This is a genomic window from Streptomyces sp. SD15 (assembly GCF_054462255.1).
Map to the genome: position 1 here is coordinate 240,381 of NZ_JBTLMO010000006.1, position 14,541 is coordinate 254,921.

Genomic DNA, 14,541 nt, shown 5'->3' on the forward strand with positions numbered 1-14,541 from the left:
CGGCGAAGCGCCGTACACGGCGAAGCGCCGTACAGGCGAGCGTCACGCGCGCGTGCGGGGCAGAATGCGTCAGGTGAACGCCGAAACCCAGAGGGTGACGCCCCGCGGCCCGGAGGCGGGACCTGCCGTCGGGCTTCCCGAGAGGGCCGGGGCCGTCGGGCGCGGTGCTGTGCTGCGGCGGCTCGTCGTCCCCGCAGGGGTCCTCGCGGCCGTCGTCGGCGCCTTCGCCTATGTCGGGGCCGTGGACCCCAACGAGCCCGGGCACTACCCCGTCTGCCCCCTCCTGCGCTACACGGGCCTGTACTGCCCCGGCTGCGGCGGCCTGCGCGGGGCGCACGCCCTCCTGCACGGAGACCTCGCGACGGCGCTCACGAACAACGCGCTCGCCGTCCTGGGATATCTGGTCTTCGCGGCGGTGTGGACCGTCTGGGCGGTCCGGTCGATGCGCGGGCGCCCGGTACGGATCGAACTGGGGCCCGTGCACCTGTGGACCGCCGGCGCGTTGCTGCTGGCCTTCACGGTTGTCCGGAACCTGCCGTTCGGTGGCTGGCTGCGCCCTTGATCAAATGGCAAATGTCCAGGTAGTGGGACCGGCGTCAACCGGATGCGCGGGCTACGCCGTCCTGCGGATACCATCAGAGTGACCCATCAGAACCGCCGGGACGGCGCTTAGGGTCGAACAGCTCAACCGCTTCAACAGTCCACCGTCAGGGAAGGGGGCCGCTCGCGTGAGTGTGCTCGACGAGATCATCGACGGAGTCCGTGCCGACCTCGCGGAACGGCAGGCGCGCGTCAGCCTCGACGAGCTCAAGGAGCGCGCGGCGAAGGCTCCTGCTGCCAAGGACGGACTGGCCGCCCTGCGCGGTGACGGCGTCAAGGTCATCTGCGAGGTCAAGCGGTCCAGCCCGTCCAAGGGCGCGCTCGCCGCGATCGCCGACCCTGCCGCGCTCGCCGCGGACTACGAAGCCGGTGGCGCGGCCGTCATCTCGGTCCTCACCGAGGAGCGGCGCTTCGGCGGCTCGCTGGCCGACCTGGAGGCCGTTCGCGCCCGCGTGGACATCCCGGTGCTGCGCAAGGACTTCATCGTCACGTCGTACCAGCTGTGGGAGGCCCGTGCGTACGGCGCCGACCTCGCGCTGCTGATCGTGGCCGCCCTCGAGCAGCCCGCCCTGGAGTCCCTCATCGAGCGCGCCGAGTCCATCGGGCTCACGCCGCTCGTCGAGGTGCACGACGAGGACGAGGCCGAGCGGGCGGTGGACGCCGGCGCCAAGGTGATCGGTATCAACGCGCGCAACCTGAAGGACCTCAAGGTGGACCGCTCCACCTTCGACCGGGTCGCCCCCGAGATCCCGGCCGGCCTCATCAAGGTCGCCGAATCGGGTGTCCGCGGGCCGCACGACCTCATCGCGTACGCCAACGCCGGCGCCGACGCGGTCCTGGTGGGCGAGTCCCTCGTCACCGGCCGCGACCCGAAGACGGCGGTCGCCGACCTCGTCGCGGCCGGGGCCCACCCCGCGCTGCGGCACGGACGGGGCTGACACCCCGGTGACCGCGCCGACCCACGCTCCCGCCGTTTCCCGCACGGGCCCGCGCCCGGACGGCGACGCGGCGTGCGTGCGGTCGGCCGCGCCGGACTCGGACGGTGCGGACTCGTCCGCGGGCCAGGAAGGCTTGTGCGCCGGGCGCCCCTGCGTGCGATTCGCCGCTCCGCTCCCGGCCGCTTCGGCAGCCCGGAATCCCTACGCCCGCCTCGCTCGCGGCTGTCGTCCGCGCGGCTGCCGGGCGCCCGCACGACGGGTGCACGGGCGCCGGGTCCGCTACGTCATCGGCGATGAGCCGGGTCAGGTCAACGGCATGCGATGGCGCGGTGGCGTACGCGCGCTCGCGCCGTCCCCGGCCGACGCCACCCTGCGGGTGGGCTGACCGGGGTCCGGCACCGCCGGGCCTTCGGCGGGACTGTCGCCGGTCGTCATGACCGGATGATCCCGGCTCCTGGCTCCATGCTCCCGGCCGTTGCGCTCGGGCTTCGTCCGGTTCCCGATAATGGGTGGGTCCGGGGCAGGTTCGGCACCGTCGTCGGGGGCTGGCTGCTCGCCGCCTCCTGCTGAACCCTCCGCCGCTCATGGCCGAGGGCGATCGGCCGGCCGCCGGAGGCGCGACGCGTGTGTACGTACGTGGCTCATGTGACCCCATGTCCGATCTGTAACCGGGGCTGTCGCCCCTGCGAGGTAACCGCATGCCCAGCGAGTTCTTCATTCCCGACCCGGAGGGTCAAGTTCCCAGCGCCGAGGGGTACTTCGGCGCGTTCGGCGGCAAGTTCATCCCGGAGGCACTGGTCGCCGCCGTGGACGAGGTCGCCGTCGAGTACGACAAGGCGAAGGCGGACCCCGAGTTCGCGCGTGAACTCGACGACCTGCTCGTCCACTACACGGGGCGCCCGAGCGCACTGACCGAGGTGCCGCGGTTCGCCGAACACGCCGGTGGCGCCCGCGTGTTCCTCAAGCGCGAGGACCTCAACCACACCGGGTCCCACAAGATCAACAACGTGCTCGGGCAGGCCCTCCTCACCAGGCGGATGGGCAAGACGCGTGTCATCGCCGAGACCGGCGCCGGGCAGCACGGCGTCGCGACCGCCACCGCCTGCGCGCTGTTCGGCCTCGAATGCACCATCTACATGGGCGAGATCGACACCCAGCGGCAGGCCCTGAACGTCGCCCGCATGCGCATGCTCGGCGCCGAGGTCATCGCCGTGAAGTCCGGTTCCCGGACGCTGAAGGACGCCATCAACGAGGCCTTCCGCGACTGGGTCGCCAACGTCGATCACACCCACTACCTCTTCGGGACCGTCGCCGGGCCCCACCCCTTCCCCGCCATGGTGCGCGACTTCCACCGCGTCATCGGGGTCGAGGCGCGGCGGCAGATCCTGGAGCGCGCCGGACGGCTTCCCGACGCCGCCATCGCCTGTGTCGGCGGCGGCTCCAACGCCATCGGGCTCTTCCATGCCTTCATCCCGGACGCGGACGTGCGCCTCATCGGCTGCGAGCCGGCCGGGCACGGCGTCGAGACCGGGGAACACGCGGCCACGCTGACGGCGGGTGAGCCGGGCATTCTGCACGGGTCGCGGTCGTACGTCCTGCAGGACGAGGAGGGGCAGATCACCGAGCCCTACTCGATCTCGGCCGGACTCGACTACCCGGGCATCGGGCCCGAGCACTCCTACCTCAAGGACAGCGGCCGCGGCGAGTACCGCGCGGTCACCGACGACGCGGCCATGCAGGCTCTGCGCCTGCTCTCCCGCACCGAGGGCATCATCCCGGCGATCGAGAGTGCCCACGCGCTCGCAGGGGCCCTGGAGGTCGGCAAGGAGCTGGGCAAGGACGGGCTGATCGTCATCAACCTGTCCGGCCGCGGCGACAAGGACATGGACACGGCCGCCCGCTACTTCGGCCTGTACGACACCGGTGCCGACGCCGTCGTCGCCGCGGACGCCGCCGGCGAGAACGCAGAGATCGAGGGGGACGCGAAGTGAGTGGCAACATCCGGCTGTTGAGCGACACCCTCGCCGCGGCGAAGGCGGAAGGGCGGTCCGCTCTCATCGCGTACCTCCCGGCCGGCTTCCCGACCGTCGACGGCGGCATCGCGGCCATCAAGGCCGTCTTCGACGGCGGCGCGGACATCGTCGAGGTGGGGCTGCCGCACAGCGACCCCGTCCTCGACGGCCCCGTCATCCAGACCGCGGACGACATCGCCCTGCGGGGCGGCGTCAAGATCGCCGACGTCATGCGTACGGTCCGTGAGGCCCACCAGGCAACCGGCAAGCCCGTACTCGTGATGACGTACTGGAATCCGATCGACCGCTACGGCGTCGAGCGCTTCACCGCGGAGCTCGCGGAAGCGGGCGGGGCCGGGTGCATCCTGCCCGACCTGCCCGTGCAGGAGTCGGCGCTGTGGAGGGAGCACGCCGAGAAGCACGGTCTCGCGACCGTCTTCGTCGTCGCGCCCAGCAGCAAGGACGCCCGGCTCGCCGACATCACCGCGGCGGGCTCCGGCTTCGTCTACGCGGCCTCGCTGATGGGCGTCACCGGCACGAGGGAGTCGGTCGGCGCGCAGGCGCAGGACCTGGTGCGGCGCACCAAGGCCACCACCGAGCTGCCCGTCTGTGTCGGCCTCGGCGTCTCCAACGCGACGCAGGCCGCCGAGGTGGCCGGCTTCGCCGACGGCGTGATCGTCGGCTCGGCCTTCGTGAAGCGGATGCTGGACGCGCCGGACGAGGCGGCGGGCCTGGACGCCGTACGGGTGCTCGCGGGCGACCTCGCGAAGGGCGTGCGCGGAACGGCGTAGCGCGGAGGCTGCGTAGCCGCGTAACGGAGTGGGTGCGTAACGGACAATCCGCTCACTCGTACGGGTGGACCTGGGACCGGGGAGGCGCGCTGCGCCTCCCCGGTTCGTTCTGCCGGGTGTGAGCGAGAAGAACCGTGAGGGAAAGCGCACCGCCCGCGAGCGGCTGGCGGTCGAGCGAGAGAAGCACAAGGCCTCGGAGAAGCGTCGCCGGGCGTTGATCGTGGGCGCGTCGGTGGTCTGCGTCCTGGGTCTCGCCGCGGTGGTGGGGGTGATGGCCGCCAACGCAGGCAAGGAGAAGAGTGACGCCTCGGGCCCGGTCGCGGCGCCCTCGGGGGCGACCGGGAAGGACGGCCTCGCGATCCCCGTGGGCAAGGACAGCGCCAAGTCGACCCTCACGGTCTGGGAGGACTTCCGCTGCCCGGCGTGCCAGATCTTCGAGACCAGATACCGCTCGACGATCCAGGAGCTGGTCGACGCCGGTCAGCTGAAGGTCGAATACCACCTCGTCACGCTGATCGACGGGAGAATGAGCGGCAGCGGCTCCCGCAACGCTGCCAACGCGGCGGCCTGCGCCCAGGACGCCGGGAAGTTCACCGCGTACCACGACGTCCTGTTCGAGAACCAGCCCGAGGAATCGGACGACGCCTTCGCGGACAACAGCAAGCTCATCGAGCTGGCGGGCAAGGTCGACGGCCTGGACACCCCGGCCTTCCGGAAGTGCGTCAACGACGGTACGCACAACAGCTGGGTCGTGAAGTCGAACGAGGCTTTCCAGACCGGCGGTTTCACGGGCACACCGACCGTGCTGCTGGGCGGCAAGAACATCAACGAGGACCAGACGATGACCCCGGCCAAGCTGAAGCAGATGGTGGAGGCGGAGAACAAGGGCTGAGCCCTTCGTCGGCCCCTGTGCCCCCGGCCGGCCCCGCGCGGGCCGGGGGCACACGTCCGTCATGGGCCTGAGTGACGCCCTGTCGGGGGCCCGGGAGGACCGCCTGACGTGGCCTCGGGGTGATCGCCTGTTATGGACCCGTTGCCGGGCTGCTTGCCGTGGGTCCCGTCCGGCACGGTAGCGTCGACCCTGCCATGGAACTTGCCTACATTCCCAGCCCGTCGCGCGGTGTGCTGAACCTCGGCCCCATTCCGCTCCGCGGCTACGCGTTCTGCATCATCATCGGCGTCTTCGTAGCCGTCTGGCTCGGCAACAGGCGCTGGATCGCCCGAGGAGGGCGGGCCGGCACCGTGGCCGACATCGCGGTGTGGGCCGTGCCGTTCGGCCTCGTCGGCGGGCGGCTCTACCACGTGATCACGGACTACGAGCTGTACTTCAGCGAGGGCCGTGACTGGGTGGACGCCTTCAAGGTGTGGGAGGGCGGCCTCGGCATCTGGGGCGCGATCGCGCTGGGTGCGGTGGGCGCGTGGATCGGCTGTCGCCGGCGCGGCATCCCGCTCCCCGCCTGGGCCGACGCCCTCGCGCCCGGCATCGTCTTCGCGCAGGCCATCGGGCGCTGGGGCAACTGGTTCAACCAGGAGCTGTACGGCAAGGCGACGGACCTGCCCTGGGCGTTGCACATCACGTCCGCGACGGACGGGCGGGTGCCGGGTTACTACCACCCGACGTTCCTGTACGAGTCCCTGTGGTGCATCGGCGTCGGCTTCCTCGTCATCTGGGCGGACCGCCGCTTCACGCTGGGTCACGGGCGGGCGTTCGCGCTGTACGTCGCGGCGTACTGCGTGGGGCGCTTCTGGATCGAGTACCTGCGCGTCGATGACGCCCACCACATCCTGGGCCTGCGTCTCAACAACTGGACCGCGATGGTGGTGTTCCTCCTCGCGGTGATCTACATCGTGATGTCGGCGCGGCTGCGGCCCGGGCGCGAGGAGGTCGTCGAGCCCGGGGCGGACGCCTCCGGCGAGGGTGACGCCGAGTCCGAAGGTGACGCCGTCGAGCTGGACAAGAAGCTCGACAAGAAGCTCGACAAGAAGCTCGACGAGAAGACGGACGAGAAGGACGAGAAGGCGGGCGAGAAAACGGACGCCGTGCCCGACGAGGCCACGAAGGACGAGGCCGAGTCGGCGAAGAAGGGCTGAGTTCTTCCGTACTGAGTTCTTTCGGTTCTGAGTTCTTCCGGTGCCTCGAAGGGGGCGCCGCGTCCGAGGATGCGGCGCCCCCTTCGACGCACCCGTGCCTACCGCGTCAGGACGTTGCGGCGTGCCAGCGTCAGTGTGCGGTGGGCGCCGGCCACGATCGCCGCGTCCACGAAGCGGCCGTCGGGGAGGGCCTGGGCGCCCGGTTCGGCGGTGGCCGCGTTGACGACCGCCTGGGCGGCCTCGACTTCGGCCGGGGTCGGGAGATAGGCACGTTCGATCACCGGAAGCTGACGGGGGTGGATGGCCGCGCGGCCGAGGAAGCCCAGGGCGCGGCCATGGGCGCAGGAGGCGGTCAGGCCTTCGAGGTCGCGGATGTCCGGGTAGACCGACTGAGCGGGCGGCGCCAGCTGGGCGGCCCGGGCGGCGACCACGACGCGGGCGCGCGCCCAGTCCAGGCCCGCGTCCTCCCGTACGCCCAGGTCGGCGCGGAGATCCGATTCCCCCAGCGCGATGCCGCGCACCGCCGGGTGGGCGGAGGCGATGGCGAAGGCCCGCTCCACGCCCAGGGCCGTTTCCAGGAGGGCGTACAGGGGGGTCGCGCCGCCCTCGGCGGGGGCGGCGCGTTCCGCGACGCGCACGACGTCGGCGGGCGAGGTCACCTTGGGCAGCCGGAGGCCGGAAAGGCCGGGGCGAGAGGACAGCGCCTTGAGGTCGGCCGCGGCCAGCGGGCTGTCCAGGGCGTTCACGCGCACGTGGACCGGGAGCGGGAGCGGGTCCGAGAGCAGCTCCGCGGTGGCGTCGCGGGCGTACTCCTTGCGGTGCGGGGCGACGGCGTCCTCGAGGTCGATCAGGATCACGTCCGCCCCGGAGGCGAGAGCCTTGGCCACGACCGCGGGCCGGTCTCCGGGGACGTACAGCCAGGTGAGCGGGAAGCCCGGGACTGTCACAGGGCGCCTTCCGATCTGAGGGTCGTGATCTCGGCGCCGGACAGGCCGAGTTCGGCGAGGACCGCGTCCGTGTCGGCGCCGTGCGGGCGGCCCGCCCAACGGATCGCGCCGGGGGTGGCGGAGAGCCGGAAGAGGACGTTCTGCATGCGTAGGGGGCCCAGTTCGGGGTCGTCGACGGTGGTGATCGTGTCCAGGGCCGCGTACTGCGGGTCCGCCATCACGTCCCGTACGTCCTGGATGGGGGCCACCGCCGCCTCCGCCTTCTCGAAGGCGTCCACGACCTCGGTGCGGGAGCGGCGGGCGATCCAAGCCCCCACCGCCTCGTCCAGGACGTCCGTGTGCCGGGCCCGGCCCGCGCCCGTCGCGAACCACGGCTCCTCGATCAGGTCCGGACGTCCGACCAGCCGCATCACCCGCTCGGCGATCGACTGCGCCGAGGTCGAGACGGCGACCCACGAACCGTCCGCCGTGCGGTAGGTGTTGCGCGGCGCGTTGTTCGCGGAGCGGTTGCCGGTGCGGGGCTGGACGTGGCCCAGCTGGTCGTACCAGAGCGGCTGGGGGCCGATGACGGTGAGGATCGGCTCGATGATCGCCATGTCGATCACCTGGCCGTGGCCCGACAGGTCACGGGCCCGGAGCGCGGTCATCACGGCGTACGCCGTCGCCAGGCCCGCGATCGAGTCGGCCAGGCCGAAGGGCGGCAGGGTCGGCGGCGCGTCCGGTTCGCCGGTGATCGCCGCGAAGCCGCTCATCGCCTCCGCGAGCGTGCCGAAGCCGGGCCGGTGCGCGTACGGGCCGAACTGGCCGAAGCCGGTGACGCGGGCGAGCACGAGGCGGGGGTTCGCGGCCGACAGTTCCTCCCAGCCCAGGTGCCACTTCTCCAGGGTGCCGGGGCGGAAGTTCTCGATGATCACGTCGGCGGTGGCGGCGAGGCGCAGCAGGGTCTCGCGGCCCCCACGCTTCGACAGGTCGAGGGTGATCGTGCGTTTGTTGCGGCCGAGGAGTTTCCACCACAGGCCGATGCCGTCCTTCGACGGCCCGTGACCCCGGGACGGGTCGGGCTTGGTCGGATGCTCGACCTTGACGACCTCCGCGCCGAAGTCGCCGAGCATGGTGGCGGCGAGCGGCCCGGCGAAGAGGGTGGCGAGGTCGAGGACGCGCAGGCCGGTGAGGGGACCCTGTCGCGTACCGGCGCGGTCCGCTTCCGTGTGGGCGCTCATGACGTGTGCTGCGGGTGCCGTGACGCCTGGGCGTCGATCTCCGAGCGGTACGGCATCGAGGACGACGCCCCGGGCCGCTGCACCGCCAGCGAGGCGGCGGCCGACGCCCACGCCAGGGCCGCCGGCATGGGCCGGCCCTCGGCGAGCGCGACCGCGAGCGTGCCGACGAAGGTGTCGCCCGCGCCCGTCGAGTCCACGGCGGTGACGTGCGGCGCGGGCACGGTGAGGGGTTCGGCGCCCCTGGCCGCGTACAGGCTGCCGGCCGCGCCCAACGTGATGACGACCTCCGGTACCTGGTCGAGCAGGGTGGCGGCGGCCTCGCGGGGATCGGTGAGGCCGGTGAGGGCGGCTGCCTCGTGTTCGTTCGGCACCATCAGGTCGATGGCGGCGAGGAGCTGGGGCGGCAGGGGCTGCGCGGGGGACGGGGTCAGGATCGTCCGGACACCGTGGCGGCGAGCGGCCTCGGCGCCCGCGAGGACGGCGGCCTGCGGGATCTCGAGCTGGAGCAGGAGGGTGTCCGCGGTGGTGATGAGGGCCTCGTCGCCGGGGGCGAGGTGGGTGACGGTGCCGTTGGCGCCCGGGATGACGACGATCGCGTTGCCGCCCTCGTCGTCCACGACGATGTGCGCGGTGCCGGACGGGCCCTCGGTGGTGCGCAGATGGTCGGTGTCGACGCCCGAGTGCTCCAGGGCCGTACGGAGGTGGGAGCCGAAGGCGTCGGCGCCCACCGCGCCGATCATCGAGACGTCGGCGCCCGCGTGCGCCGCGGCCACCGCCTGGTTGGCGCCCTTGCCGCCGGGGACCGTACGGAACTCCCGTCCCGTGACGGTCTCGCCGCCCTGCGGGGCCTTGGCGACGTACGCCACGAGGTCCATGTTCGTGCTGCCGAGTACGGCGATGTGGGTCATGGGTGGCGGATCTCCCGGAGTGTGAGCTGGGCGAGGGTGTCGAAGCCGATGCCGTTGAAGTCGGCGACGGAGGTGGCCAGTCGGTTCTTGAGGGGGGTGGTCCAGTGGTCGGGAAGGGCGGCGGGGGAGCCCGCGAGGAGGCCGGCGACGCTGCCCGCCGTGGCGCCGTTGGAGTCGGTGTCCCAGCCGCCGGACACCGCGCGGCAGATCGAGCCGCCGAAGTCGCCGTCCGCGTGGGTGAGGGCGGCGGCGATCAGGGCGGTGTTGGGGATGGCGTGGACCCAGTGGTGGCCGCGGTGGGTCGTGTGCAGTGCGTCGACGACGGTGTCGAAGTCCTCGGTCGTACGGGCGAGTCGGACCGCTTGCCGGACCGCCTTCGCCAGGCGGGAGGCGGGGGGTACGACGGTGAGTCCCGTGCGCAGGCAGGCGTGGACGTCGCTGCGGCCGCCGGCCGCCTCGGCGATCGTCGCGGCGGCGAACATGGCGGCGTACACGCCGTTCGCCGTGTGGGTGAGGACGGCGTCGCGGTGGGCTTGTGCCGCGGCGCAGGCGGGGTCGCCCGGGTTCGTCCAGCCGTGCACGTCCGCGCGGATCAGGGCGCCGATCCATTCGCGGAACGGGTTGCGGTGGCGGGCGGTGCGTGGGGGTTCGACGCCGGCGAGGAGGTTGCGGTACGCGATGCGTTCCGCGGTGAAGGTGCGGCCCGCGGGGAGTTCGTCCAGCCAGAGGCGGGCCACGTCCGTGGTGGTGAAGTCGCTGCCGTGGCGTTGGAGCAGCAGGAGGTTCAGGAGGGGGTAGTTGAGGTCGTCGTCCTCCGGCATGCCGTCGATGTTCTCGGCGAGGGAGGTGGGGGCGGAGCGCTTGTTCCAGGGGTAGGTGTGGAGGAGATCGGCCGGGACGCCTTGTGCGGTGAACCAGGTGTGCAGGGGCCAGTTGCCGGTGGCTCGGGCGAGTTCCCTGATCCCTTCGAGGGGGAGCTTTTCCACGGGTTTGCCGAGGAGACAGCCCGCCGCTCTGCCGAGCCAGGCGGCTTCCAGGCGGGCCTGGGTGAGGGCTGGGGGCGGGGTGTCCGCAGTCGTTGGCGACGGCCAGTTCGGGCAGTGGGCCCTGATGTGGGTGAGGTCTGTCGGCTCCGTGTCCCTCAACCTGCTCGGCAGGTCCGTGAGTTCGTCCAGGAGGTCTTCCGCCAGTACGCGCAGGTACGAGGACGCCGGAGTCGGGGACGCGCCCGCGCGCAGCGGGGACTCGGGGCCGCCCGCCGCTCGCCAGCGGGCGGCGATGGGCCCGGGCTCGCGGCCGTCCTGGTATGCCTGGTGGAGTTCGTGGCCGAGGAGGTCCTCCGGCTGGACCCAGGTCAGTCGGAGCACGGGGTCCCCGCCAGCTCGGCGTACGCCGACTCGTGCGCGCGGCGACGTCGTACGTCCCGTGCGAAGATCTCGCGGGTCACCTCCGCAAGGTCCTCCGCCGGGGCGCGCAGGTCGAGGCGGCTGGACTCCGCGACCGTCTTGGCCCAGTCGTGCGGGACCTCGCGGCCGAGGGCGCCCGCGAGGGCGCCGGACATCGTGGCGATGGAGTCGCAGTCGCGGCCGTAGTTCACCGAACCGAGGACCGCGTGCCGGTAGTCGCCGCCGGAAACCACCAACATGCCCAGGGCGATGGGGAGTTCCTCGATGGAGTGAAGCCGGGAGGGGCGGCGGGCGCCGAGGGACGGGGCGCGGTAGTCCGGGCCGACCGTGTCGTAGGGGGCCACCGCCTCGCGCAGCGGGACCAGCGCCGACTCGAAGTCCGTGTGCCGGGCGGCCACTTCGCAGACCGCCTCGATGGCGGTGCGCGTCCCGTCCTTCGCCAGGGCCAGACAGGAGTCGACCACGGAGGCCGGGGTGGCCCCGGGTGTGCACGCCGCCGCCACCGCCGCCGCGAAGACGGCCGCCGCCTCCCGCCCGTACGACGACTGGTGCGCGCCCGCGACGTCCAGGGCCTCGGCGTATGCGCCGGCCGGGTGGGCCGCGTTGACCAGGCCGACCGGAGCCATGTACATCGCGGCGCCGCAGTTGACGATGTTGCCCGCGCCGGCCTCCCGGGGGTCCACATGGCCGTAGTGGAGCCGGGCCACCAGCCACTTCTCGGCGAGGAAGATCCGCTGGAGGGGGAGCGCCTCGGCCTGGAGTTCCGGGATCCAGCGGGGGTTCGTCATCAGGTCGGGGACCAGGTGCTCGGCGACGGCGTACGCGTCGAGATGGTCGCGGACCGTGGCGTACACGCGGATCAGCGCGTGGGTCATCAGGGTGTCGTCGGTGACGTGTCCATCGCCCTTGTGGTACGGGGCGATGGGGCGGGCGGTGCGCCAGGCGTCGCCGTTCCAGGGGCCGACGATGCCGTGGACGCGGCCGCCGTGCCGTTCGGTGATCTGCGCGGGGGAGTACCCCTCGACGGGGCCGCCGAGGGCGTCGCCGACGGCGGCTCCGACGAGGGCTCCGGTGATGCGTTCGTCGAGGGTTCCCGTTCCTTCTCCTTTGGGCGTCATGCCCGAATCATCCCTCCGGGGTGGCCAGTTCCGTGGCTTCCAGAAGGTCGGCGAGTCCGATGAGGTCGGTGCCGGTGAGACGGGGCAGGGCGCAGCCGGAGAGGGTGCGGCAGGCGTCGCGCCAGGTGGCGGGGATCGCGGCGCCGCCGCCGAGCGCGCCGGTGAGCGCGCCCGCGAGGGCCGGGGCCGAGTCGGCGACGCGGGACAGGCAGGCGGCGGCGGGCACCGCCTCCGCGATCCGGCCGCGCGCGGCGGTGGCGAGGGCCAGGGCGACCGGGACGGTTTCGGCTGCCGCGATGCCGTAGCTGTAGACGTGGTCGACGATCTGGTGTTCGAGGAGGGGGATGAGGGCGAATGTTCCTCCGCTGCCGTTACCGCAGCTGTTACCGCTGTCGCTGAGGCTCTCGCGGGCGAGCCGGAGTGCGTGCCGGGCGTTGCGGCCGATCTCGGTCGACTCGGGCAGTTCGGCGAGGGCCGCGTCCGCGCAGGCCTCGACGTCGGCCCCGGCGAGGGCGAGCGCGAGGGCGGCGGCCATGGCGCGGGCGCCGTGCACACCGTCGCCGTCCTGGGTGTAGCGGGCGTCGAACTCGGCGAGTTCCGCGGCGAGTCGGGGGTCGCCCGGGTGGGCCACGGCGAGCACACAGGCCCGTACGCAGGCCGCGTCGTCGAAGTAGTGGGGGTTGTCGTGGCCGGTGGCGGGCGGGCGCAGACCGGTGGCGAGGTTGCCCAGGCCGGCCCGTACGGAGATCCGGGCGCGCAGGGGCAGCAGCGCGGACTCGACCTCGGGGGCGCGTTCCGCTGCCGCGGCGACCTCGCTGGCGACGGCGTTCCAGGACAGGTCGATGGATGCCCTCATCCGGCGTTCCCGGCTCAGGTCGCCGAGTGCGCTGCCGTCCCCGGCCCGCAGTACGGCCTCCGCCGCGAACGCCGCCCACTCCGCGTCGTCCGAGGGGCCCAGCCGCAGCGGCTCCGGCGGCTGGTTCAGCGCGATGGGTACGGGCAGGGTCGTCGTCGCGTTCTGCTCCGCGAAGGTGTCCAGTTCCCGGGTCAGCCGCCGCGTCCACTCGGGCATGCGGGCGGCACGGTGCCGGGCGGCGGGCCAGCCTGCGGCGTCGCCCGCGGCCAGACCCAGCAGGAGGCCTTCGATACGGCGGGGACGCGGGTCGGGTGGTGCGGCGTCGGTGACGTCCGTATGGGGCTCCGCCGCGGAGACCGATCCCTCGCCGGGCTCGTCACCGACCAGACCGGGGCTCATGGCTGCACCTCGTCGTCTTCGGGGGCCAGGATGCAATCGGTGGCGAGGACGTACGGACTCGGGGCCGTTGCCCGCACAGGCAGCGCTGTGCCCCGGGCAAGCTCGGCTCCGCCTCGTACGCGTCTCCCCTTCTCTCGTGCGTACCCCTTCGTTCCCCACTTTCCGTCGTCACCCGGCGTCAGTAGTTCCGCCACGTCCAGTACGTGGTGGCCGGCCATCGAGGGGAGGCAGCTGCCGCGGGCCGGGCCGATGACCGTCGCCCAGGCGGCCGGGATCGATGAGGCGCCCCGCGTCGCCCCGGCCAGTGCGCCCGCCACCGCCGCCGTCGTGTCGGCGTCGCGGCCCATGTTGACGGCGGTGAGGACGGATTCGGTGAAGTCGCCGTCGGCGGCGGCGTACGCGCCGAAGGCGAGGGCGACGGCTTCGGGGGCGAGGTCCGTCCACGGGTAGCCGCCGATGACGACCGCGGAGCGCACCGCGCGTTCGCCGCGGTGGGCGACGGCGACCCCGCGGCGCAGGGAGCGGGCCGTCCAGGAGTCGTCCGGGATCACGGCCAGCGCGGAGGCGACCACCGCGATGGTGGGGGCGCCGGCCATCGCGGCCGCGACGCCCGCCGCGACTGCCTGGCCGCCGTAGATGCCCTCCCCGTCATGGCTCACCGAGCCGTCGATGGCCACCAGCCGGGCCGCCTCGGCCGGGCGGCCCGCCGCGAACACCCCGAAGGGCGCCGCGCGCATCGCGAGCCCGTCGCTCCACGCGTGCCGGTGCTGGGCGGAGATGGGCGCCGCGAGGCCCCGGCGCAGGTTCTCCAGCGTGCCGCGCTCACTGAAGCCCGCGCCCCGGAACGGCCCTTCGTCCCGGTCCGCGATCCACTCGTGCCAAGCCGCCTCGACGTGGGTCACGGTGAGCGCCGAGCCGTGCCGGGCCAGCAACAGCCCCGAGAAGATCGCGTACTCCGTGTCGTCCGTCCCGGCCGGCTGCTCGGCGACGTACCCCGTGATCCGGCCCCACTTCGCACGGATCTCCGACGGCTTCATGTTCTCGGCGGGCGCGCCCAGCGCGTCCCCGACGGCGAGCCCGAGCAGCGCGCCGCGTGCCCGTTCGCGGAGATCGGCGGCGTCCCCCGGCACCGGGGCGGAGGGAATGCAGGCGATGGAAGCCATACGGTGCCTCTCCTCTCAGGGCGCAGAGCCCTTTGGGGATGTGTCCCACCGGAGGGGAGGAGGAGAGCCTCACGTACCCCCGTATTCACCCG

Annotated in this window: 14 protein-coding genes; 7 read left to right on the top strand and 7 right to left on the bottom strand. The window is 72.9% G+C overall.

The window, feature by feature from the left end:
- The first annotated feature begins 64 nt into the window (after positions 1–64).
- From ACX28W_RS08860 to lgt, 7 genes are all read left to right on the top strand, one after another.
- Positions 65–562 carry a DUF2752 domain-containing protein gene (locus ACX28W_RS08860; RefSeq protein ID WP_458998195.1) on the top strand — a complete coding sequence of 166 codons (498 nt, stop codon included), beginning with the start codon at positions 65–67 and terminating at the stop codon, positions 560–562.
- Between the two features lie 166 nt (positions 563–728).
- Positions 729–1,538 carry an indole-3-glycerol phosphate synthase TrpC gene (gene trpC / locus ACX28W_RS08865; protein ID WP_458998196.1) on the top strand — a complete coding sequence of 270 codons (810 nt, stop codon included), beginning with the start codon at positions 729–731 and terminating at the stop codon, positions 1,536–1,538.
- A 154-nt stretch (positions 1,539–1,692) separates the two neighbouring features.
- Entirely contained in the window at positions 1,693–1,923 is a 231-nt protein-coding gene (gene trpM, locus ACX28W_RS08870) for a tryptophan biosynthesis modulator TrpM (RefSeq protein ID WP_458998231.1), read from the top strand.
- Between the two features lie 313 nt (positions 1,924–2,236).
- Positions 2,237–3,529: a tryptophan synthase subunit beta gene (gene trpB, locus ACX28W_RS08875; RefSeq protein ID WP_458998197.1), complete on the top strand. Its 1,293-nt coding sequence runs from the start codon at positions 2,237–2,239 to the stop codon at positions 3,527–3,529.
- Positions 3,526–4,341, top strand: a complete 816-nt coding sequence (gene trpA / locus ACX28W_RS08880) for a tryptophan synthase subunit alpha (RefSeq protein ID WP_458998198.1) — start codon at positions 3,526–3,528, stop codon at positions 4,339–4,341. The genes trpB and trpA overlap by 4 nt, the downstream gene beginning before the upstream one ends.
- Before the next feature lie 118 nt (positions 4,342–4,459).
- Complete coding sequence (locus ACX28W_RS08885; protein ID WP_458998199.1) at positions 4,460–5,233, top strand: DsbA family protein; 774 nt, start codon at positions 4,460–4,462, stop codon at positions 5,231–5,233.
- A 194-nt stretch (positions 5,234–5,427) separates the two neighbouring features.
- Positions 5,428–6,432: a prolipoprotein diacylglyceryl transferase gene (gene lgt, locus ACX28W_RS08890; RefSeq protein ID WP_458998200.1), complete on the top strand. Its 1,005-nt coding sequence runs from the start codon at positions 5,428–5,430 to the stop codon at positions 6,430–6,432.
- Between the two features lie 98 nt (positions 6,433–6,530).
- On the opposite strand, the gene ACX28W_RS08895 is transcribed toward lgt, so the two are convergent.
- Genes ACX28W_RS08895 through ACX28W_RS08925 form a run of 7 tightly spaced genes read right to left on the bottom strand, consistent with a single transcriptional unit; the run spans position 6,531 to position 14,449 of the window.
- Positions 6,531–7,379 (bottom strand): HpcH/HpaI aldolase/citrate lyase family protein, encoded by an 849-nt coding sequence (locus tag ACX28W_RS08895; RefSeq protein ID WP_458998201.1) that lies wholly within the window; start codon positions 7,377–7,379, stop codon positions 6,531–6,533.
- Positions 7,376–8,599, bottom strand: a complete 1,224-nt coding sequence (locus ACX28W_RS08900; RefSeq protein WP_458998202.1) for a CaiB/BaiF CoA transferase family protein — start codon at positions 8,597–8,599, stop codon at positions 7,376–7,378. The genes ACX28W_RS08895 and ACX28W_RS08900 overlap by 4 nt, the downstream gene beginning before the upstream one ends.
- The gene (gene rbsK, locus ACX28W_RS08905; protein WP_458998203.1) at positions 8,596–9,507 is read right to left on the bottom strand and encodes a ribokinase; all 912 of its coding nucleotides are present in this window, start codon (positions 9,505–9,507) and stop codon (positions 8,596–8,598) included. The genes ACX28W_RS08900 and rbsK overlap by 4 nt, the downstream gene beginning before the upstream one ends.
- Complete coding sequence (locus tag ACX28W_RS08910) at positions 9,504–10,874, bottom strand: ADP-ribosylglycohydrolase family protein (RefSeq protein ID WP_458998204.1); 1,371 nt, start codon at positions 10,872–10,874, stop codon at positions 9,504–9,506. The genes rbsK and ACX28W_RS08910 overlap by 4 nt, the downstream gene beginning before the upstream one ends.
- Positions 10,862–12,031, bottom strand: coding sequence for an ADP-ribosylglycohydrolase family protein (locus ACX28W_RS08915; RefSeq protein WP_458998205.1), 1,170 nt, complete (start codon positions 12,029–12,031; stop codon positions 10,862–10,864). Before ACX28W_RS08915 ends, ACX28W_RS08910 begins: the two co-directional genes overlap by 13 nt.
- A 7-nt stretch (positions 12,032–12,038) precedes the next feature.
- Positions 12,039–13,286, bottom strand: a complete 1,248-nt coding sequence (locus ACX28W_RS08920) for an ADP-ribosylglycohydrolase family protein (RefSeq protein WP_458998206.1) — start codon at positions 13,284–13,286, stop codon at positions 12,039–12,041.
- On the bottom strand, positions 13,283–14,449 hold the full coding sequence (locus tag ACX28W_RS08925) for an ADP-ribosylglycohydrolase family protein (protein WP_458998207.1): 1,167 nt from the start codon (positions 14,447–14,449) through the stop codon (positions 13,283–13,285). The genes ACX28W_RS08920 and ACX28W_RS08925 overlap by 4 nt, the downstream gene beginning before the upstream one ends.
- Positions 14,450–14,541: the final 92 nt, after the last annotated feature.